The sequence below is a fragment of the Planktomarina temperata RCA23 genome (assembly GCF_000738435.1).
GTDB lineage: Bacteria > Pseudomonadota > Alphaproteobacteria > Rhodobacterales > Rhodobacteraceae > Planktomarina > Planktomarina temperata.
This window is the reverse complement of the sequence record NZ_CP003984.1, coordinates 1,585,333-1,603,586: the sequence shown is the minus strand read 5'-3', so window position 1 is coordinate 1,603,586 and position 18,254 is coordinate 1,585,333. Positions and strand designations below refer to the sequence as shown.

General features: G+C 55.2%; 17 protein-coding genes. 6 read left to right on the top strand and 11 right to left on the bottom strand.

Features of this window, described 5'->3' with window-relative positions:
• Positions 1–34: 34 nt before the first annotated feature.
• Together gltX and gltA are read left to right on the top strand one after the other, a co-directional pair.
• Positions 35–1,435: a glutamate--tRNA ligase gene (gene gltX, locus RCA23_RS07600; RefSeq protein ID WP_044051391.1), complete on the top strand. Its 1,401-nt coding sequence runs from the start codon at positions 35–37 to the stop codon at positions 1,433–1,435.
• A 44-nt stretch (positions 1,436–1,479) separates the two neighbouring features.
• Positions 1,480–2,778: a citrate synthase gene (gene gltA, locus RCA23_RS07595; protein WP_044051390.1), complete on the top strand. Its 1,299-nt coding sequence runs from the start codon at positions 1,480–1,482 to the stop codon at positions 2,776–2,778.
• Positions 2,779–2,858: 80 nt separating this feature from the next.
• On the opposite strand, the gene RCA23_RS07590 is transcribed toward gltA, so the two are convergent.
• The 8 genes from RCA23_RS07590 to RCA23_RS07555 form a co-directional block, all read right to left on the bottom strand.
• Entirely contained in the window at positions 2,859–3,329 is a 471-nt protein-coding gene (locus RCA23_RS07590; RefSeq protein WP_169701368.1) for a hypothetical protein, read from the bottom strand.
• Positions 3,330–3,651: 322 nt separating this feature from the next.
• On the bottom strand, positions 3,652–4,428 hold the full coding sequence (locus tag RCA23_RS07585) for an enoyl-CoA hydratase-related protein (protein WP_044051389.1): 777 nt from the start codon (positions 4,426–4,428) through the stop codon (positions 3,652–3,654).
• Positions 4,429–4,469: 41 nt separating this feature from the next.
• Positions 4,470–4,922: a cytochrome c-type biogenesis protein CcmH gene (locus RCA23_RS07580; RefSeq protein WP_044049802.1), complete on the bottom strand. Its 453-nt coding sequence runs from the start codon at positions 4,920–4,922 to the stop codon at positions 4,470–4,472.
• The gene (locus RCA23_RS07575) at positions 4,919–6,880 is read right to left on the bottom strand and encodes a heme lyase CcmF/NrfE family subunit (protein WP_044049801.1); all 1,962 of its coding nucleotides are present in this window, start codon (positions 6,878–6,880) and stop codon (positions 4,919–4,921) included. The genes RCA23_RS07580 and RCA23_RS07575 overlap by 4 nt, the downstream gene beginning before the upstream one ends.
• 106 nt (positions 6,881–6,986) lie before the next feature.
• Positions 6,987–7,439 (bottom strand): cytochrome c maturation protein CcmE, encoded by a 453-nt coding sequence (gene ccmE, locus RCA23_RS07570; RefSeq protein WP_044049800.1) that lies wholly within the window; start codon positions 7,437–7,439, stop codon positions 6,987–6,989.
• Positions 7,439–8,467, bottom strand: coding sequence for an N-acetyl-gamma-glutamyl-phosphate reductase (gene argC, locus RCA23_RS07565; RefSeq protein ID WP_044049799.1), 1,029 nt, complete (start codon positions 8,465–8,467; stop codon positions 7,439–7,441). The genes ccmE and argC overlap by 1 nt, the downstream gene beginning before the upstream one ends.
• 71 nt (positions 8,468–8,538) lie before the next feature.
• Entirely contained in the window at positions 8,539–9,351 is an 813-nt protein-coding gene (gene murI / locus RCA23_RS07560) for a glutamate racemase (RefSeq protein ID WP_044049798.1), read from the bottom strand.
• An 89-nt stretch (positions 9,352–9,440) separates the two neighbouring features.
• Complete coding sequence (locus RCA23_RS07555; protein WP_044049797.1) at positions 9,441–12,824, bottom strand: indolepyruvate ferredoxin oxidoreductase family protein; 3,384 nt, start codon at positions 12,822–12,824, stop codon at positions 9,441–9,443.
• A gap of 128 nt (positions 12,825–12,952) precedes the next feature.
• On the opposite strand from RCA23_RS07555, the gene RCA23_RS07550 reads away from it, so the two are divergent.
• The 3 genes from RCA23_RS07550 to RCA23_RS07540 all read left to right on the top strand — a co-directional run bounded on the left by RCA23_RS07550 (position 12,953) and on the right by RCA23_RS07540 (position 16,616).
• Complete coding sequence (locus RCA23_RS07550) at positions 12,953–13,861, top strand: LysR family transcriptional regulator (protein ID WP_044049796.1); 909 nt, start codon at positions 12,953–12,955, stop codon at positions 13,859–13,861.
• 299 nt (positions 13,862–14,160) lie between these two features.
• Positions 14,161–16,320: a phosphoribosylformylglycinamidine synthase subunit PurL gene (gene purL, locus RCA23_RS07545; RefSeq protein WP_044049795.1), complete on the top strand. Its 2,160-nt coding sequence runs from the start codon at positions 14,161–14,163 to the stop codon at positions 16,318–16,320.
• Between the two features lie 53 nt (positions 16,321–16,373).
• Positions 16,374–16,616, top strand: coding sequence for a BolA/IbaG family iron-sulfur metabolism protein (locus RCA23_RS07540; RefSeq protein ID WP_044049794.1), 243 nt, complete (start codon positions 16,374–16,376; stop codon positions 16,614–16,616).
• Positions 16,617–16,665: 49 nt separating this feature from the next.
• On the opposite strand, the gene RCA23_RS16850 is transcribed toward RCA23_RS07540, so the two are convergent.
• Entirely contained in the window at positions 16,666–16,791 is a 126-nt protein-coding gene (locus tag RCA23_RS16850) for a hypothetical protein (RefSeq protein ID WP_268870340.1), read from the bottom strand.
• A 76-nt stretch (positions 16,792–16,867) separates the two neighbouring features.
• On the opposite strand from RCA23_RS16850, the gene grxD reads away from it, so the two are divergent.
• Positions 16,868–17,233, top strand: a complete 366-nt coding sequence (gene grxD, locus RCA23_RS07530; RefSeq protein WP_044049792.1) for a Grx4 family monothiol glutaredoxin — start codon at positions 16,868–16,870, stop codon at positions 17,231–17,233.
• Positions 17,234–17,295: 62 nt separating this feature from the next.
• Here the strand turns inward: grxD and RCA23_RS07525 are convergent, their stop codons facing one another.
• Together RCA23_RS07525 and RCA23_RS15975 are read right to left on the bottom strand one after the other, a co-directional pair.
• On the bottom strand, positions 17,296–17,700 hold the full coding sequence (locus RCA23_RS07525) for a cell division protein ZapA (RefSeq protein ID WP_044049791.1): 405 nt from the start codon (positions 17,698–17,700) through the stop codon (positions 17,296–17,298).
• The gene (locus tag RCA23_RS15975; RefSeq protein WP_052377087.1) at positions 17,693–18,076 is read right to left on the bottom strand and encodes a hypothetical protein; all 384 of its coding nucleotides are present in this window, start codon (positions 18,074–18,076) and stop codon (positions 17,693–17,695) included. Before RCA23_RS15975 ends, RCA23_RS07525 begins: the two co-directional genes overlap by 8 nt.
• Positions 18,077–18,254 lie beyond the last annotated feature (178 nt).

Below are 18,254 nucleotides of genomic sequence, written 5' to 3'. Positions count from 1 at the left end.
TCTGCGCCCTTTTCCTTTGCGAAAGATGAACATCATGTCTGACACCCCCGTAGTCACCCGTTTTGCCCCCTCCCCGACCGGAACATTGCACATTGGCTCGGCGCGCACGGCCCTGTTCAACTGGCTCTTCGCTCGGCGCCACGGCGGGCAATTTTTGCTGCGGGTGGAAGATACAGATAAGGAGCGCTCAACCGAGGCCTCAACCCAGGCCATCTACCGGGGGTTGGCTTGGCTTGGCTTGGACTTTGATGGCACGCCGGTCAGTCAAGCGGCCAATGCGGCGCGTCACGCGGACGTGGCCGCGCAAATGCTGGCAGCGGGCCATGCCTATAAATGCTTTGCGACGCAAGAGGAAATCGCCGCCTTTCGAGAGGCGGCGCAAGCGGAAAAACGCTCGACGCTGTTTCGCTCCCCCTGGCGTGATGTCGAAGAGGGGGATCATCCCGACGCGCCCTATGTGGTGCGGCTCAAAGCCCCGCGCGAGGGGCAAACGCTCATCAAGGATCAGGTGCAAGGGGATGTTGTTATCCGCAATGATCAGCTTGATGACATGGTTCTGCTCCGATCAGATGGCAGCCCCGTTTATATGCTCGCTGTTGTGGTCGATGACCATCATATGGGCGTCACCCATGTTATTCGCGGCGACGATCACCTGAACAATGCGGCGCGGCAAATTCAGATTTACCTGGCCATGGGCTGGGATCTGCCAACCTATGCGCATATCCCGCTCATTCATGGGCCGGACGGCAAGAAAATGTCCAAGCGCCACGGCGCGACAGGGGTTGAGGAGTATCAAGCGCTTGGCTACTCGGCCGCCGGAATGCGCAATTATCTGGCGCGTTTGGGCTGGAGCCATGGGGATGACGAGTTCTTCACCGATGCCCAAGCGCAATCCTGGTTTGACCTTGAGCACATTGGCAAATCACCCGCGCGGTTTGACTTCAAAAAATTGGCCAATATTTCCGGCCAACACATCGCGCAGACCGATGATGCTGCATTGCTGCATGAACTGGAGGGATATCTAGCGGCAACCCAGGCTGACCCTTTGAGTGATGCACAAAAATCTCTCTTCCTGTCCGGCGCTTATTGCGTCAAGGAACGCGCGAAAACCATGCCGGAACTCATTGATAAATCATCATTTATACTCCAGCCTCGCCCTTTGAATCTGGAAGAGAAAGCGCTCCTAGCGCTTGATTCAGTATCCATTAGTATACTGAAGGAATTGACGCCGCAGTTGCAAAATGCTATCTGGACGCGAGAAGAACTGGAAGGTTTGGTTGAACGCCTTGCACTGTCCCATGAGACAAAAATGGGCAAGTTGGCAGCCCCACTAAGGGCCGCACTTTCAGGACGCGTTACCTCGCCGAGTGTATTTGACATGATGTTAGTGTTGGGCCGGGATGAAACCATTGCACGGCTAAACGATATAAGTTGAGCAGGCCCTTTGAGACCATGCTGAACTGGGAAGATGAGAATAATATGACCGATGACGTACAAAACATTGCCAAACTGACCCTGAACGGGACCACCTATGACCTTCCGGTGATGTCGCCGACAGCGGGACCGGATGTGGTAGATATTCGAAAGCTCTATGCACAGGCCAATGTCTTCACCTATGACCCGGGCTTCACCTCAACCGCCGCCTGCGATTCGACCATCACCTTCATCGATGGAGAGGCCGGCGTATTGCTGCATCGAGGCTATCCCATTGATCAGCTGGCCTCGCAAAGCCACTATTTGGAAGTGTGCTTTTTGTTGCTCAACGGTCACTTGCCAAATGCAACTGAGCTCGAAGAGTTTGAAAGCCTGGTGACAAATCACACCATGCTGCACGAACAGATGGTCAATTTCTTCCGCGGCTTCCGCCGTGATGCCCATCCGATGGCCATTATGACCGGTGTTGTTGGAGCCATGTCGGCATTCTATCACGATTCAACCGATATTACCGACCAGCACCAGCGCGAGGTCGCGTCCATTCGTTTGATCGCGAAAATGCCAACAATTGCAGCCATGGCCTATAAATACACGGTTGGACAGCCCTTTGTTTATCCACGCAATGATGTGGATTATGCCTCAAACTTCCTGCGCATGTGCTTTGCGGTGCCTGCCGAAGACTATGAGGTGAACCCTATCTTGTCGCGCGCGATGGACCGGATATTCACCCTTCATGCAGATCATGAGCAAAATGCTTCGACCTCTACGGTTCGTCTGGCGTCCTCCTCTGGGGCCAATCCATTTGCCTGCATTGCAGCTGGAATTGCCTGTCTTTGGGGTCCGGCACATGGCGGCGCAAACCAAGCTTGCCTGGAAATGCTCAATGAAATCGGCACGGTCGACCGCATTCCAGAGTTTATCGCCCGCGCCAAAGACAAAGACGATCCCTTCCGTCTGATGGGCTTTGGGCACCGGGTTTACAAAAACATCGACCCGCGCGCGACGGTTCTTAAAGAATCGGCAGATGAAGTTCTGGAGCTTTTGGGCGTTGAGAATAACCCCATCTTGCAGGTGGCCAAAGAGTTGGAAAAAGCTGCCCTGGCCGATCCATATTTTGCCGAGAAGAAACTCTTCCCAAATGTTGATTTCTACTCGGGTATTATCTTGGAGGCCCTGGGCTTTCCAACTTCGATGTTCACACCGATCTTCGCCCTGTCTCGGACGGTCGGTTGGATTTCGCAATGGAAAGAGATGATCTCAGATCCAACCATGAAGATTGGCCGCCCCCGCCAGTTGTATTGCGGCGAGACCACGCGAGACTATGTGGATATCGAGAAACGCTAGAACAAAGACCCTAACCCCCATTTCCGCTCTGTGGTGTTCTTGCACCCGGGAATGGGGGATTTAATCAAAGGCTCCTGAATCTAGGTGCATTTATTACGAATCTGGTTGATCGCTTTACGCGAACCTTGGAGAGACCAGCGCTCAATCGCCTCCCGAGCATCGGGATCACCAAGGAAAACCGCCTGACCTGCGGCCATTTCATCCACAAGTATTTTCGTAGAGGCCGCCGGCTCATCACGACGGTCCACGCCCACGAAAATCGAGGTTGACGCATCAATCTCATCGACAAATCCAGCAACAAGGCGCTCAGGCCTATCATCGATCTGAAATAGCTCGACTGTATCATCAACCGGCTCAAGCGCTGCAGGAAAGATCACTTCCAAATGTATTTTCTTTTCAAAGCACACAAGCCGCAAAAACGCCCCAGCTTCTCCCGCCTGCTCGGCAATTGTAAAGACACGCCCGTCATCTTCCCTCTCTTGAAAAACCTCCCATGCCTGTGCTTTCATTGGTCCCAAAGCCGCGATCAAAAACATAATTCTAAAATTCATGTAAAAATCCTTTTTTATTTCATCCGCTTGCCGCCTCTATTCGGCACGACTTGCAGGCCACAAATTGACCACTACATCTCTAAGATCTCTGCATAATCCAACAGCCAAGCCAAAACAATACGCCCGGTGGCAACACCAGGCTGCCCCCCCCGGCAGGCGCTGCCCTCATTTCATGTTGAAATGGCGTTATACAGAGGTTTTTTTTAGAAGCATTGCGGTTCCGGTCAAGCGTCGTAATGCACACCCCGTCGCCTGAGGATAGGTTAAATCGACCCTCCCTCAACACTCATCTATGTTACGTCACTTCATTACCGAACCCACGTCACCGACCTTCAAACTTGGCAGTGCGCTTGTCCAGAAAGGCTGTCACCCCCTCTTTGAAATCACGGGTGCGGCCACAGGCGCCTTGCAAGCGCGCTTCCAGCTCAAGCTGGTCTTCTTCGGAATTGGAAAGACTCTGGCGAATGGCCGTTTTTACATGGCCGTATGTTTCTGTCGGACCCGAGGCCAAATGCGCGGCTCGGGCCTGCCATTGGGTCTCAAATTTCTCATCAGCGACGCTCTCCCAGATCATGCCCATCTCACTGGCCTGCCGCGCATAAATTTTATCAGCAAAAAGCGCCGCACCCATGGCCTTAGCCAGACCTATTTGCCGCGGCAAAAGATAGGTGCCGCCCGCGTCGGGTATAAGACCAATACGGGTGAAGGCCTGCACAAAATAAGCAGATTCAGCTGCAATCACCACGTCCGCTGCGAGCGCCAAATTCGCCCCAGCCCCCGCGGCTGGACCATTGACGGCAGAAATGGTCGGCACCGGACATTCTGTAATGGCTTTGAGCATTGGCACATATTCATCTTTCAACGTGCGCTCGAGATCGATATCCGCAAAATTTCCCTCCGCGCCCAAGTCCTGCCCCGAACAAAACGCCCGGCCTGAGCCGGTTAGCACCACCACCCGCGCCGCCTGACCGGCCTGGTGCATTGCATCCGTGATCTCAGCGCGCATCTGCGTGTTGAGCGCATTCATCACCGTGGGGCGATTAAGCGTGATCACGGCAACATTGTGGTCTACAGCGTAGGTGAGTGTCTCATAAATCATAATAAAATCCTGTGCTTGCGGCGTTCCGCGCCCTGTCCCACTCAAGATGAGAGGAGTTTTTCAATTTCTCTTTCTTCGTCTTCGGTCAACTGGTCTATGGAGTCTTTGCGTTTGCTGCGCCGCTGCACGGCAATCAGCCCCGCAAGTGAGACCAAAAACAACGCCGGCCCCGCCAACCACAGCACCAAATTTATACCCAATCCATTGGGCCGTAGCAAAACATATTCCCCATATCGTGCAACAACATAATCCATGACCTCTGTGTCGCTGTCACCTTCGAGCAGGCGGTCTCGAACCAATAACCTGAGGTCTCGGGCAATACCGGCGTTAGATTCATCGATGCTCTCATTGCGGCATTGCAAACAGCGCAGCCCTTGAGAAATCAGCCGAGCTCGATTTTCCAAAACCGGATCAGATAGAACTTCATCGGGCTCCACGGCCGAGGCGATTCCAGCCCAGAGAAGAAGGGATAATAGGACAAAAACCTGCCTCATTGTGCCGCCTCCGGGCCCGGTTCACGCGCAGCGCCGGGCGCCATCCGGTAACGCCGATCAAATAGGCTCAGAAAGCCTCCCAAAGCCATAATGATCGCCCCGCTCCAGATCCAATTGGCTAAGGGTTTGATGAAACTCCGCACCGCATAGCCGCCCTCGGGTTGCGCATCCCCCACAACCACATAAATATCCCGCCACAGCCCGCTATCAATGCCCGCTTCTGTCGTTGGCATCTCTGCCACTGGATAATAGCGCCGCTCCGGATGCAGCATTGCGATCGGCTGGCCTTGCCGCGACAAGGCCACATCCGCCATTGTGGTGAGGTAATTCGGTCCCCGTCGATCCTCTACGGCCTCCAAGGTGATGGTAAAGCCCGCAAGCTCAGCAGATTGGCCAATTTCAAGAACGCGAATGTCTTCCACCTGCCATGCGGTGATACCAGCCACGCCAAAGATGGTGATGCCTAGCCCGGCATGGGCAACTGCCTTGCCCCAATCGGCCAAAGGCAGCCGCAGCAAACGGCGCATTTTCCCCGCGCCACGTCCGCAGCGTTGATAAAGCTCAATCACCACGCCCATGACCAGCCAAACACCAAGGCCAAGCCCAACCGGACCAATCAATGATCGCCCCGTTTGCATGGCCCAAGCCAGTCCAACAACCGCCAAACACAAAAGTGCCACCGGCCAAAGCCGGGTGATATGCGCCCTCCGCGCGCGCTTCCATGGCAGAGTCGAGCCGATCGGCAATATCACCGCCAAAGCCACCATAAAGGGGGTAAAGGCGAGATCAAAAAATGGCGGGCCAACCGAGAGTTTACGATCCATCAATAATTCGGCCACCAAAGGCCAGACCGTGCCAACAAAAACCACAAAGCAGCTTATGGCCAGCAGCAAGTTATTGGCAATCAAAGCGCTTTCACGGCTGACAGGCGCAAAGACCCCCTTGCTGTCCATAGCTTTGGCACGCAGGGCAAAGAGCAATAATGCGCCACCGAAAAACACGGCCAAAATCATCAAGATGAACACACCGCGCTCAGGATCGTTGGCAAAGGCATGTACGGAGGTCAGAACGCCCGAGCGCACGATAAAGGTGCCGATCAGTGAAAAGCCAAAGGCCAAGATTGCCAATAAGATCGTCCATGCTTTCAGCGCGTCGCGTTTCTCAACCACAATGGCCGAATGAAGCAAGGCTGCTGAAATCAACCACGGCATGAAACTTGCGTTTTCGACAGGATCCCAAAACCAGAACCCGCCCCAACCAAGCTCATAATAGGCCCACCAGCTGCCCAGGCCGATTCCGATTGTCAGAAAAATCCAAGCCGCCAAAGTCCAAGGCCGCACCCAGCGTCCCCAAGCCGAATCCACTTTGCCTTCCAGCAAGGCGGCGATGGCAAAAGAGAAGGTGATCGATAGGCCGACATAGCCAAGATACAAAAACGGCGGGTGAAAGGCCAAGCCGGGATCTTGCAGCAAGGGATTGAGCCCCTGCCCATTAAAGGGCGGAAATGCCACGCGTGTGAAGGGATTAGATGTTAGCAAAACAAAGGCCAGAAAGGCTGTGGTAATGGCGCTTTGCACCCCCAAAACCCGCGCCAAAAGGCTTTGCGGCAGTCGCCGACCGAATAGAGCGGCGCAGGCGGCGAAAAAGGTTAGGATCAAAACCCAAAGCAGCAATGAGCCTTCATGATTGCCCCAAACCCCAGCGATTTTATAGATCATCGGCTTGAGTGTATGGGAGTTGAGCACCACCAAACGCAAAGAGAAATCCGATGTCACAAAGGCGAGCGTGAGCACTCCAAAGGTAAAAGCGACCAGTAAAAATTGCAATAGGGCGAAAACGGACGCCAGCTGCATCCAGCTGCTGCGGCGCAATGTGGCCCCCAGAAGCGGAATGATTGTCCCAAGCACCGCAAAACCAAGCGCGATGTTCAGACTAAAATGAGCGAGTTCATTAAGCATAGGTTTGGTATAATGGCTCAAACGCGCTTGGCAAGAAACTCCGCTCCGATTTGCCGGTGCAAATGGTCACAACCCCAGGCGCCAAGCGCCCGCAGCCGGCTTTGGGTCAGGAGCCTTCCGCGCCTTGATAGACGCCCTGCTCTTTGAGCGCGTCGATCACTTCTTTGGGCATATAGGTTTCATCGTGTTTGGCCAAAATTTCAGTGGCTTCAAATAGCCCATCTGAAAAACGCCCCGTCGCGATGGTGCCCTGCCCCTCCTCAAAGAGATCAGGCGGCAGGTCGGTGCCGACATATTTCACCGCCACAGTATTGGCGCCATCAGTGATGTCGAAATAAAAATGCACGCCCTCACCTTGGCGAATGCTGCCTTGCGCGACCAAACCGCCCAGACGGAACACTTCCCCAGGCGCTGGGGCGGTCTCGACCACCTGTGTCGGAGAGCGAAAAAGGTTGATCCCATCACGCAGGGCAAATCCGATCAAACCTGTCGCGCCAATCAAACAGACCAGCGCCAATGCAATCACCTGAATGCGGCGTTGTTTTTTGAGCCCGCGCATTATGGAAACACCGGTGGCATCATCAGGGCGGTTGTCTCGTCACAGCCGAGCATGAGATTGGCATTTTGCACCGCTTGCCCAGAGGAGCCTTTTGTTAAATTGTCCAAGGCTGCCAAGACGATCACCCGGCCAGGGATCCGATCCTCAACGACGCCAATATGGCAAAAGTTAGATCCCCGGATATGGCGCGTGCTGGGATGGGTGCCCATCGGCAGTAGCTGCACAAAAGGCTCGCCTGCATAGGCCGCCTCCAAGGCGTTATAGATCGCATCCGCTGCGCCTTGGACATAGACTGTCGCCAAAATACCCCGGTTGGCTGGCATCAAATGCGGAGTGAATTGGACCGTCACCGGCCGGCCGGCCAATGCGGAAAATTCCTGATCAAACTCTGCCAGATGCCGATGCTGCCCCCCGACCGCATAGGCATGAAACCCTTCGGAAAGCTCCGCATGCAGCAGATTTTCCTTGGCCGAGCGCCCGGCGCCCGACACCCCCGTTTTCAAGTCGATAATAATCTGATCGAGATCAATCACACCGGCAGAGATCAATGGGCGCAATGCAAACTGCCCCGTTGCGGCATTACATCCCGTACCCGCCACCAAGCGCGCTTTAGAAATTTCGGCGCGATAAAATTCTGTGAGCCCGTAAACCGCGATCTTTTGCAAATCAGGCGCATCATGGGGCTTGCCATACCATTTGCTGTAAACTTCAGGGTCATTGATGCGAAAATCAGCCGAAAGATCCACGACTTTTACATGATCAGGCAATTTATGGATCACAGCCTGTGACGTGGCATGTGGAAGAGCACAAAACACCAAATCCGCATCTGCCAAGTCAATATCATCGATTTTTTTCAGGACCGGCAAAGACAAATGCGACAAATGTGGAAAGACGTCGCGCATCTCAAGCCCGGCCTTCCGGTCCGCCGAGAGCGCCACAATCTCCATCTGAGGATGCAATGCAATCAATCGAACAAGCTCCGCACCGGTATAACCGCTCGCGCCAAGAATAATAATCCGATGTGCCATTGCAAAATCCTCCGTTCCCCATCGGATATGGAACGAATACGGGCGTTTTTCAACCCACCTTTGCGCCGCACCTAGGCCGCTTCAAACTGCATCGGGCGTTTGAGAAACTGTGTGGCGCGTTGGGACACTTTAACCGGGTCCCCAGTTGTCAAAAATTTGCGGTCGGTTGCGGCGCCCAATTTATCTGGATGGCGCTGCAAATAATCTTCTAGGCTTTGCGCCACCAAATCCGCCTGTGAGAAAATCTTAACCTCAGGCCCAAGCGCTTTTTGAAACGCATCATGCATCAATGGGTAATGGGTGCATCCTAAAATAGCCGCCTGCGGGTGCGGCATCTTCCGGTGCAGCGCGTCCACATGGCTTTGCACCAAAGCCTCTGCCAGAATGAAATCCCCATCTTCAATTGCATCCACCACACCGCCACAGGCCTGTGCTTCCACATCAACACCTATGGCGCGAAAGGCCAGTTCGCGCTGAAAGGCGCGGCTCGACACAGTGGCCGGCGTGGCAAAAAGCGCCACATGCTCCACGGCCACCTGGCGGGGCGGAGAATTGTCACCCCATTGCCGCTCGGTCAGTGCTTCAATCATCGGCACGAAGACACCCAGAACCCGTTTGTCCTCCGTCAACCAATGCTCCTGAATCCGGCGCAATGCAGCGGCCGAGGCCGTGTTGCACGCCAAAATCACCAAGTCACATCCCTGATCAAAGAGAATTTGCACCGATTGGGTGGTGCAGCGGTAAATATCATCCACGTCGCGCACCCCATAGGGCGCGTGCTTATGATCGCCAAGATAGACTGTATCCAAATCAGGCATCTGTTTGCGGATCGCGTCATAAACCGTCAACCCACCCAGACCGCTGTCAAAAATTCCGATTGCCATGCTTAAATTCCCGTGTCTCACACACTGCCCTGCCCCGATCATAGCTGAGGGCATCTGCCTTGACCATTCCTGTGCCGAAAAACGCAAGCTTAGGCGGCGGAGCGCTCAGTGTCCGGGCGCGATGTCAGCTGAGCCAGCAACTCCGCCCGGCGCTTCTGCATGGCCTGCGCATTGGCCAGTTTGACCGGACCAAAGCCGCGGATATTGAGCGGCAAACTCAAAAGCTCGCGCCACAGTCCGAGCTGCGCCGGTTCATACGCGTGCAGCATCCGCGCCACCAAGCTCTCGAAATCCTTAATCAATTGCCGCTCCATGCGTCGCTCTGCGCTATATCCGAAAGGATCTAATGGGGTTTCGCGCAAAAATCTCAGACGCGCCAACCCTTGACTTACAAAGTCAAACCAAGCCCCAAAGCTGCGCTTTTGCGGCCGACCATCCGGGCCTTTTTTTGCCAAAAGCGGTGGCGCGAGGTGATATGAAATTTCATAATCGCCCTCAAACCGCTCTGCAACCTGTGTCTTGGTCGCCTGAAGCAGGCGCGCAACTTCATATTCATCCTTGTAGCACAGAAGCTTGTGATAGGACTGCAGGGCTGTCTCGCGCAAGTCTGGCTCCATCCCCTGTAGTGTGCTTCGCATGGCCTCATAGCGCGCCAAGCGACCTGAACCATAAGCGCGCAATCCCGCGACACGGGCCGCTTCGGGATCCTGAACCGGGGCTTCTATGCGCTCAAATTTGCTGTCCAAATCCGCATCGACCATGGCCCAACGTCCCAGAGCAAAGGCCTGCTGATTCTGCGTCACTTTCGCCCCATTCAACGCAATGGCCTCAAGCAAGGCCTCTTGGGTGAGTGGCAGCAATCCTTGCTGATAGGCGGCGCCAAGCAAGATCATATTGGCATAGACCGTGTCTCCCAAAGCCGTTTCGGCCAAGCGGGTTGCATTGAGCAGCCGCGCGCGCTCCTGCAACTTTGCGGTAAGTGCCAGGTGCAAATCAGCGCCCGGGATTGCGAAAGCGGTGTCGCGGGTGAATTCCCCAGTTATGATTTCGTGACGATTGACCACAGCGCCGCCTGTGGGCGCCATGAGACCCAAAGTGCTGCCCTGGGCCGAGACCACAAGGTCACCGCCAATCAGCGCATCGCATTCGCCCAAAGCCACACGAATGGCGGAAATATCTTCTGGCGTCTCACCGATGCGGCAATGAATATGCACCGCGCCGCCCTTTTGGGCCAGACCGGCCATTTCCATGACCCCTGCAGCCTTACCATCTAAATGCGCCGCCATGGCCAGAAGCGCCCCAATGGTCACCACCCCGGTTCCCCCCACGCCCGTGACCACAACGTTATGTGTTCCTTGCAGCGTGCAGGGCGGCGGGGCGGGCAACTCCGGAATGGACAGCTGCTGCGCTGCCGGACGCCGCAGCTGCCCGCCGCGCACAGTGGCAAAAGAGGGGCAAAACCCGTTTACACAGCTGAAATCTTTATTGCAGCTGGACTGATCAATTTGCCTTTTGCGCCCCAAAGGCGTCTCGAGCGGCAGCAAAGAGACGCAGTTGGATTGCACCCCGCAATCGCCGCAGCCTTCGCAGACATCTGGATTGATAAATAGGCGCTGATCTGGATCGGGGAAGGCCCCTCTTTTACGGCGGCGGCGTTTTTCCGCCGCGCAGGTCTGCACATAGACAATGACAGAGACGCCCGGCAATTGCCGAAATGCCTCTTGCACCGTATTGAGCTGGGCGCGCGGGTGCATCGGAGTGCCAGCCGGAAAATCAGCCGCAGAGATGTCTTCCTTTTCATCATAAACCACGGCAAGATGTTTCACCCCGATCCCGCGCATCTCTTGCACGATCCGCGCAGCATCCAGCCCCCCATCATTGTTTTGCCCGCCTGTCATCGCCACGGCATCATTAAACAGAATTTTATAGGTCATGGTCGTGCCAGCGGCGAGCGCCGCGCGAATGGCTTGGATGCCAGAGTGATTATAGGTGCCATCGCCTATGTTTTGGAACACATGCGCGCGGGTGGAGAACAACGACTCGCCAATCCAATTGGCCCCCTCACCGCCCATTTGCGTGAACCCCAAGGTCTCCCGATCCATCCATTGCACCATGTAATGACAGCCAATGCCAGAATAGGCGCGGCTGCCCTCGGGAATTTTCGTGGAGCTGCTGTGGGGGCAGCCAGAGCAGAAATACGGCACGCGGCTGGCCAATGTGGGCGCATTGTTTGCGGTTTGCGCCGCATCAATTCTCTCCAACGCGCCTGTAAGCCGTGCCGATCCGCAGCCCTCAGCCATCAAAATTTGACCGAGTTTTTGCGCAATCACCATTGGATCGAGCGCATAGCTATCGGCAAAGAGCAATGCGCCTTGGGCATCTTTGGACCCAAAAACCCGCCAGCTGCCTTTTTGATTGAAAAGAGCTTCTTTGATTTGTCCCTCAATCAGTTTGCGTTTCTCTTCGACAACAACGATGCAGTCCAAACCTTCGGCCCATTCGGCAAAAGACTGCATATCAAGTGGCCACGTCATGGCGACTTTGTAGGTTGTCACCCCATGGCGCACCGCCGCCCCCTGATCCATGCCGAGCACCTGCATGGCATGGGCCAAATCCAGCCAATTTTTGCCCGCCGCGACAAAGCCAATTTTTGCGCCAGCCTGTCCCAAAACGCGCTTATCCATCCGATTGGCGCGTGCAAAGGCCTGCACGGCTCTGCGCTTGTGATCAATGACCCGCGCCTCTTGGGCCTGCGGCGTGTCGATGAGGCGGATATTCAAGCCCCCTTCGGGCATGTCGAACTCTGGGGTGACAAAGTCCAACCGCAGAGGATCGCCGTTCACCACAGAGGTCACTTCTATCGTGTCTTTGATGCATTTCAGCCCGGCCCAAACCCCAGCAAAGCGCGACAGGGCAAAGCCGAAGAGCCCGTAATCCATAACCTCTTGGACGCCGGCAGGAGACAGCACCGGCATGAAGCTGTCGATCATCGTCCATTCCGATTGATGCAATGTGGTCGAGCTCTCGCCGGTGTGATCATCCCCAAGCGCCGCCACAACACCGCCCAGGGGCGAGGTGCCAGCCATATTCGCATGACGAAAGACATCGCCGGAGCGATCCACGCCCGGCCCTTTGCCATACCAAAGCCCAAACACGCCCTCAAATTTTCCCTCACCGCGCAGCTCGGCCTGCTGGCTGCCCCAAAGCGCCGTTGCGGCCAAATCCTCATTCAGCCCTTCTTGAAACCGCACCTGCGCATTTTCAAGCTCTGCCGCCGCGCGGGTCATCTGAAAATCCACCGCGCCCAGTGGAGATCCGCGATAGCCCGTGACATAGCCAGCTGTCCTATGGCCCGCCGCTCGGTCGCGCGCCGATTGCATCAACATCATCCGCACTAAGGCCTGCGTGCCGTTTAACAAAACCTGTTTTTTCGACAAATCATATCTATCAGCGAGTGAAACATCTTGCTGCATGGTCTGCGGCCTCCCGGTATGCACGAATAATTGTTAGGTCAAAAACTATGACCTAACAATGAAAAACTCCGTGACCCAGTCTCAAGTTGCGTGTTATGAGTCTCAGGAACGGACAATGAGGTAAGCCGGTGGACTGGGATAAATTACGAATCTTCCATGCGGTTGCCGATGCCGGATCACTGACCCATGCGGGGGAGACACTGCATCTGTCGCAATCGGCCGTATCGCGGCAGGTCCGCGCATTGGAGGACTCCCTCGATGCGACATTGTTTCATAGACACGCGCGTGGGTTGATACTCACGGAGCAAGGCGAGCTGTTATTTGAAGCCACCCGCGCAATGACCAAACGCCTTGATGCCGCGTCAGCACGCATTCGAGACAGTGAAGATGAAGTCTTCGGTGAGCTGCGCGTTACCACAACCACCGGTTTTGGCACGCTCTGGCTGGCGCCCCGCTTGCCACAGCTTTATGAAAAATACCCCGACTTGAATGTAGAGCTGATGCTTGAGGAGCGGGTCTTGGATCTGCCGATGCGTGAGGCCGATGTTGCCATCCGCATGAAAGAGCCGAGCCAAGCAGATTTGATTCGAAAGCGCCTTATGAGCGTCGAAATGCGCCTCTATGCCAGCGCAGACTATCTGAAATCCCGCGGCACGCCGCAAACTTTAGAAGATATCGCAAATCATCGTTTGATTTGCCAAAATCCCAACGCACCTCAAGTGGCCGTCAGTGCAGCCTTGGTGCAAAATCTGATGGGATATAGTCCAAAATCCACTTTAACCGTCAACAACTATTTCGGCGTGTTGCAAGGCGTCATCAACAACCTTGGGATCGGAATTTTACCCGATTACGTCACCCATGATTTTCCTGATCTCGTGCGTGTCCTGCCCGAGCTTGAGAACACGGAAGTCCCGGTGTTTCTTGCCTATCCAGAAGAGCTGCGCCACTCGCGCCGTATCGCGGCCTTTCGCGATTTTGTGCAAGATGAAATTATCGCCCGCCGTCGCGCAGAGCGAAGCCTTGAGGTCCAAAAGTAGCTATGCTCTGAGCGCATAGCGGCTTTGCGCCCAGAGGGCTTGCAGGGATGCATTGGCGCTCCTAAATACGCCTCATGAGGACGACAGCCAGTGGTAGCCCCTCATAACCTCCCTGTTGGACTTACGCCGGGCCCTGTGCCCGGCATTTTTTTTGCCCGCGCGCCCATGCGGTTGAGCTTGATATTTGCCAATTCCACCAGTCTTTCGGGCAAATGTGGCATTTAATAGCTATTCCAACCTTCCCTCTGCCCGTTAACTTTCGTATCAGGGTGCAAATTTGCACCGTAAGGGATGACAACTTGCAAGATCCAGTGATAACGCCCGACCTTATTGCCGCCCATGGGCTGAGCCCAGACGAGTACGATCGCATTCTCGAAATCATAGGCCGGGACCCTAGCTTTACGGAAATGGGCATCTTCTCTGCCATGTGGAATGAGCATTGCTCCTATAAATCCTCGAAAAAATGGCTCCGCACCCTGCCCACCGAAGGGCCACAGGTGATTTGCGGCCCCGGTGAGAATGCCGGTGTTGTTGATATTGGCGACGGGCAGGCTGTGATTTTCAAAATGGAAAGCCACAATCACCCCAGCTATATCGAACCCTATCAGGGCGCGGCCACGGGCGTTGGCGGCATTTTGCGTGATGTGTTTACGATGGGCGCGCGGCCTATTGCGGCGATGAACTCTTTGTCCTTTGGCAGTCCCGATCATCCCAAAACCAAGTCATTGGTTTCCGGCGTGGTGGCGGGCGTTGGGGGCTATGGAAATTGCTTTGGCGTCCCCACAATTGGCGGCGAAGTGCGCTTTGATCCGGCCTATAACGGCAATTGCCTAGTGAACGCCTTTGCTGCCGGTCTCGCAGATACCGATAAGATCTTTTATTCCGCCGCTTCGGGCGTCGGCATGCCGGTGGTTTACTTGGGCGCCAAAACTGGACGCGATGGGGTTGGCGGCGCGACAATGGCCAGCGCTGAATTTGACGACACCATCGAAGATAAGCGCCCAACAGTGCAGGTTGGCGACCCTTTCACCGAAAAACGCCTCATGGAAGCCACATTAGAGCTTATGGCCACAGGCGCTGTGATTTCCATTCAAGACATGGGCGCCGCGGGCCTGACCTGCTCTGCGGTCGAAATGGGAGACAAGGGCAATTTAGGTGTGCGCTTGGATCTTGAAAAAGTACCAACCCGCGAGCTGAATATGACCGCCTATGAGATGATGCTGTCGGAATCGCAAGAACGCATGCTCATGGTGCTAAAACCCGAACTGGAAGAGCAAGCGAAGGCTGTCTTTGATAAATGGGATCTGGATTTCGCCATTGTGGGCGAAACGATTGCCGAAGACCGCTTCTTGATCGTGATGAACGGCGAGGTCAAAGCCGATCTGCCGCTCAAGGCGCTCTCGGGTACGGCGCCGGAATATGACCGCCCTTGGGTTGAGACACCGGCAGCGGAGCCGCTGGGTGATGTGCCGCATATCGATCCAATTGACGGGCTAAAAATGCTAATCTCCAGCCCGAATTACGCGGCCAAACAATGGGTATATGAACAATATGACAGCCAAGTGATGGCCGATAGCCTGCGCACGCCAAGCATGGGCTCGGGCATCGTGCGGGTGCATGGCACGCAAAAGGCGCTGGCCTTTACCTCTGACGTGACGCCGCGCTACGTGGCGGCTAATCCGTTTGAAGGAGGCAAGCAAGCGGTGGCAGAGGCCTATCGCAACCTCACAGCGGTGGGCGCCCTCCCCCTGGCCACAACCGATAATTTGAACTTTGGAAATCCAGAAAAACCAGCAATCATGGGTCAATTTGTGGGCGCTATCAAAGGCATCGGTGCCGCTGTGGCCGCCCTCGATATGCCGATCGTCTCTGGCAATGTGTCGCTCTATAATGAGACGGACGGCTCGGGCATTCTGCCGACACCGACCATTGGCGCTGTCGGCCTCATTGCCGATGCGGATGACGCCATCACAGGGTTGGCGCGCGAGGGTCATATGGCGATTTTGATTGGCGAAACCAACGGGCACCTTGGGCAATCTGCCCTCTTGGCGGAAGTCTTTAACCGCGTGGAAGGCGATGCACCGCCTGTGGATCTTGAAGCTGAAAAGAAACATGGAGAATTTATCCGCACCAATAGCGCCTGGATTACGGCCTGTAGCGATCTGTCCGATGGTGGATTGGCCTTGGCTGCTTTTGAAATGGCCGAAGCTGCAAATGTCGGCGTTAGCCTCGATACAGAAGGCACCGCAGAGCTGTTCGGTGAGGATCAAGCCCGCTATCTGGTGGCCTGCAACTTTGATCAAGCCGAAGCGCTTCTGGCTGCGGCCGGCAATCTCGGGGTTCCGGCCACCTGTGTCGGGCGCTTTGGCGGCACGCAGGTCAGCTTTGGCGCGCAACAGGCCGAGCTGTCCGAGCTTAGTAGTATTTTCCGCAACAGTTTCGCCGATGCGGTCACTTGAAAACAACAGCGCTCGGCTCTACCTTCGAGTTATACCAAGCGAGGAAACGCCCAATGGCCATGGCCGCACAAGATATTGAAGCTCTGATCCGGGAGTCTTTTCCCGAGGCGCAGATCACGATCACGGATCTGGCTGGGGATGGCAATCATTACGCCGCTGAGGTGACCGATGCCAGCTTTGCAGGCAAAAACCGGGTGCAACAGCATCGCGCAGTTTATGCCGCATTGAAAGGCAAAATGGACGGAGCTCATGGGGAGCTGCACGCGCTTGCGCTGACCACCAAGGCGCCGAGCTGATATGTTTGACTTGGGTCTCATTGCATATTTTTCTCTTGCAATATTGATCTTATTGTTTCTCCGGGCCCTTTGGGTCATCCGGCACGAAAAAGACCAAGGCCGCGGCTCCTTGCCCGGTCAGGGCGATCACGAGGTTCGAGCGGACTATTTTTCCGGCGGTGCCGGAGGTGGACATTCGGGCAGTTTTCGGGTTCCAAAGGACCCACAGAAATACGCACAGCAATTTGTGCCCAAAGACAGAAAGCCAAAAGATGAGCGCTGAAGATAAAATCCGCGAAACAGTGACATCGAATGATGTTGTCCTGTTCATGAAAGGCACCGCCTCCATGCCGCAATGCGGCTTCTCAAGCCAAATCGCCGGTATATTGAACTATATGGGTGTGGAGTATCACGACGTGAATGTTCTGGCCGATGATGCCATTCGCCAGGGAATCAAAGACTACTCCGATTGGCCCACTATTCCGCAGCTCTATGTGAAAGGTGAATTCATCGGCGGCTGCGATATTGTCCGGGACATGACCCTATCGGGGGAATTGGATGGGCTCCTGGCTGAAAATGAGGTCAGTTACAACCAAGATGCCGCGGATGAAATTCGCAAGGCAAACTCAGACGGCTAACGCATCCAGGCCGCTCTGAGATTACGAACCGGGGGACGACACCGCCCGATGATCCCTTTTCGCTACCCAGCGGATTGGGCTATTCTCTCTTCCAGATCATCTGCCGCAGCTTCCGCGCGCGCGGCCAATTCTGCGAGGCTCTCCAATAAGGCGGGCGGCACAACGGGCACTTCAACTTCTGTGACCACTGTTTTGATTTCTGGCGAAATATCATGGGCCGCCGTCTTTGCCTGCGCCAGAGCGGCCTCTGCCGCCTTTAATTTTTCCTCCAATGCCAATGTGCGATCTGCAAGCATCAGACCGGACATCAACAACATCTGAGCTTCTGGCACGCGGCCCGCGTGAGCCAGAAGGGTGCTGGCCTCGGCATCCAACGCGGCCCGGGCCATTTGCAGCTGGGGCTCCTCACCTGCTGGGCAGTTGACTGTATAGGGGCGTTGGCCAATTTTGATGGTGACTTCAGGCATCGCGCGGCTCCTCATCGGTTTGGGTCAAAGCCGTCAGTAACAGCTCAAGCTGCGCAGCCTCTGCGGCCCGTTCTGCGGTCAATGCATCAATCTGAGCCTGCATCCCTGCATTAATCAGACTTGCATCCCCCAGGCCTTCGGCATTGGCCGCACGCAGTGCTTGATTTGACGCCCGCAGTTGCGCGTTGGATTGCATCACTTGTGACAATTGCGCGTCAAGAGCTGTCAGAGCGTCACTATGAACATTTTCAGGCGCCGCAGGCTCAACTGGCGCTGGCGCCGATGCGGCACGGTTGAGAGGCACGGCCTCCGTCGCCGCAGATATGCGCCGTATAGCCACTGTAATTCTTTGTTCTAAAATAGAAACATCACTCATTGCTCATCTCACACCCCTGCTCAAACGCCACCATCAGCTGTCTCGAATCGCATAGACCACCCCTAAGGTAGGTTAAATTAACCTTAACGTCCAAGAGCCGGCGCTTGAAACATTTTTTAAGAAATGGGTCAGGTTACTTGATATTCCCTCTTCACTTGATAGGAAGCATCAACGTTTG

What these genes read in the sequence shown, in the direction of transcription:
- gltX (WP_044051391.1), top strand. Translation starts at nt 35, where the DNA reads ATGTCTGACACCCCCGTAGTCACCCGTTTTGCCCCCTCCCCGACCGGA.
- gltA (WP_044051390.1), top strand. Translation starts at nt 1,480, where the DNA reads ATGACCGATGACGTACAAAACATTGCCAAACTGACCCTGAACGGGACC.
- RCA23_RS07590 (WP_169701368.1), bottom strand. Translation starts at nt 3,329, where the DNA reads ATGAATTTTAGAATTATGTTTTTGATCGCGGCTTTGGGACCAATGAAA.
- RCA23_RS07585 (WP_044051389.1), bottom strand. Translation starts at nt 4,428, where the DNA reads ATGATTTATGAGACACTCACCTACGCTGTAGACCACAATGTTGCCGTG.
- RCA23_RS07580 (WP_044049802.1), bottom strand. Translation starts at nt 4,922, where the DNA reads ATGAGGCAGGTTTTTGTCCTATTATCCCTTCTTCTCTGGGCTGGAATC.
- RCA23_RS07575 (WP_044049801.1), bottom strand. Translation starts at nt 6,880, where the DNA reads ATGCTTAATGAACTCGCTCATTTTAGTCTGAACATCGCGCTTGGTTTT.
- ccmE (WP_044049800.1), bottom strand. Translation starts at nt 7,439, where the DNA reads ATGCGCGGGCTCAAAAAACAACGCCGCATTCAGGTGATTGCATTGGCG.
- argC (WP_044049799.1), bottom strand. Translation starts at nt 8,467, where the DNA reads ATGGCACATCGGATTATTATTCTTGGCGCGAGCGGTTATACCGGTGCG.
- murI (WP_044049798.1), bottom strand. Translation starts at nt 9,351, where the DNA reads ATGGCAATCGGAATTTTTGACAGCGGTCTGGGTGGGTTGACGGTTTAT.
- RCA23_RS07555 (WP_044049797.1), bottom strand. Translation starts at nt 12,824, where the DNA reads ATGCAGCAAGATGTTTCACTCGCTGATAGATATGATTTGTCGAAAAAA.
- RCA23_RS07540 (WP_044049794.1), top strand. Translation starts at nt 16,374, where the DNA reads ATGGCCATGGCCGCACAAGATATTGAAGCTCTGATCCGGGAGTCTTTT.
- RCA23_RS16850 (WP_268870340.1), bottom strand. Translation starts at nt 16,791, where the DNA reads ATGTCCACCTCCGGCACCGCCGGAAAAATAGTCCGCTCGAACCTCGTG.
- grxD (WP_044049792.1), top strand. Translation starts at nt 16,868, where the DNA reads ATGAGCGCTGAAGATAAAATCCGCGAAACAGTGACATCGAATGATGTT.
- RCA23_RS07525 (WP_044049791.1), bottom strand. Translation starts at nt 17,700, where the DNA reads ATGCCTGAAGTCACCATCAAAATTGGCCAACGCCCCTATACAGTCAAC.
- RCA23_RS15975 (WP_052377087.1), bottom strand. Translation starts at nt 18,076, where the DNA reads ATGAGTGATGTTTCTATTTTAGAACAAAGAATTACAGTGGCTATACGG.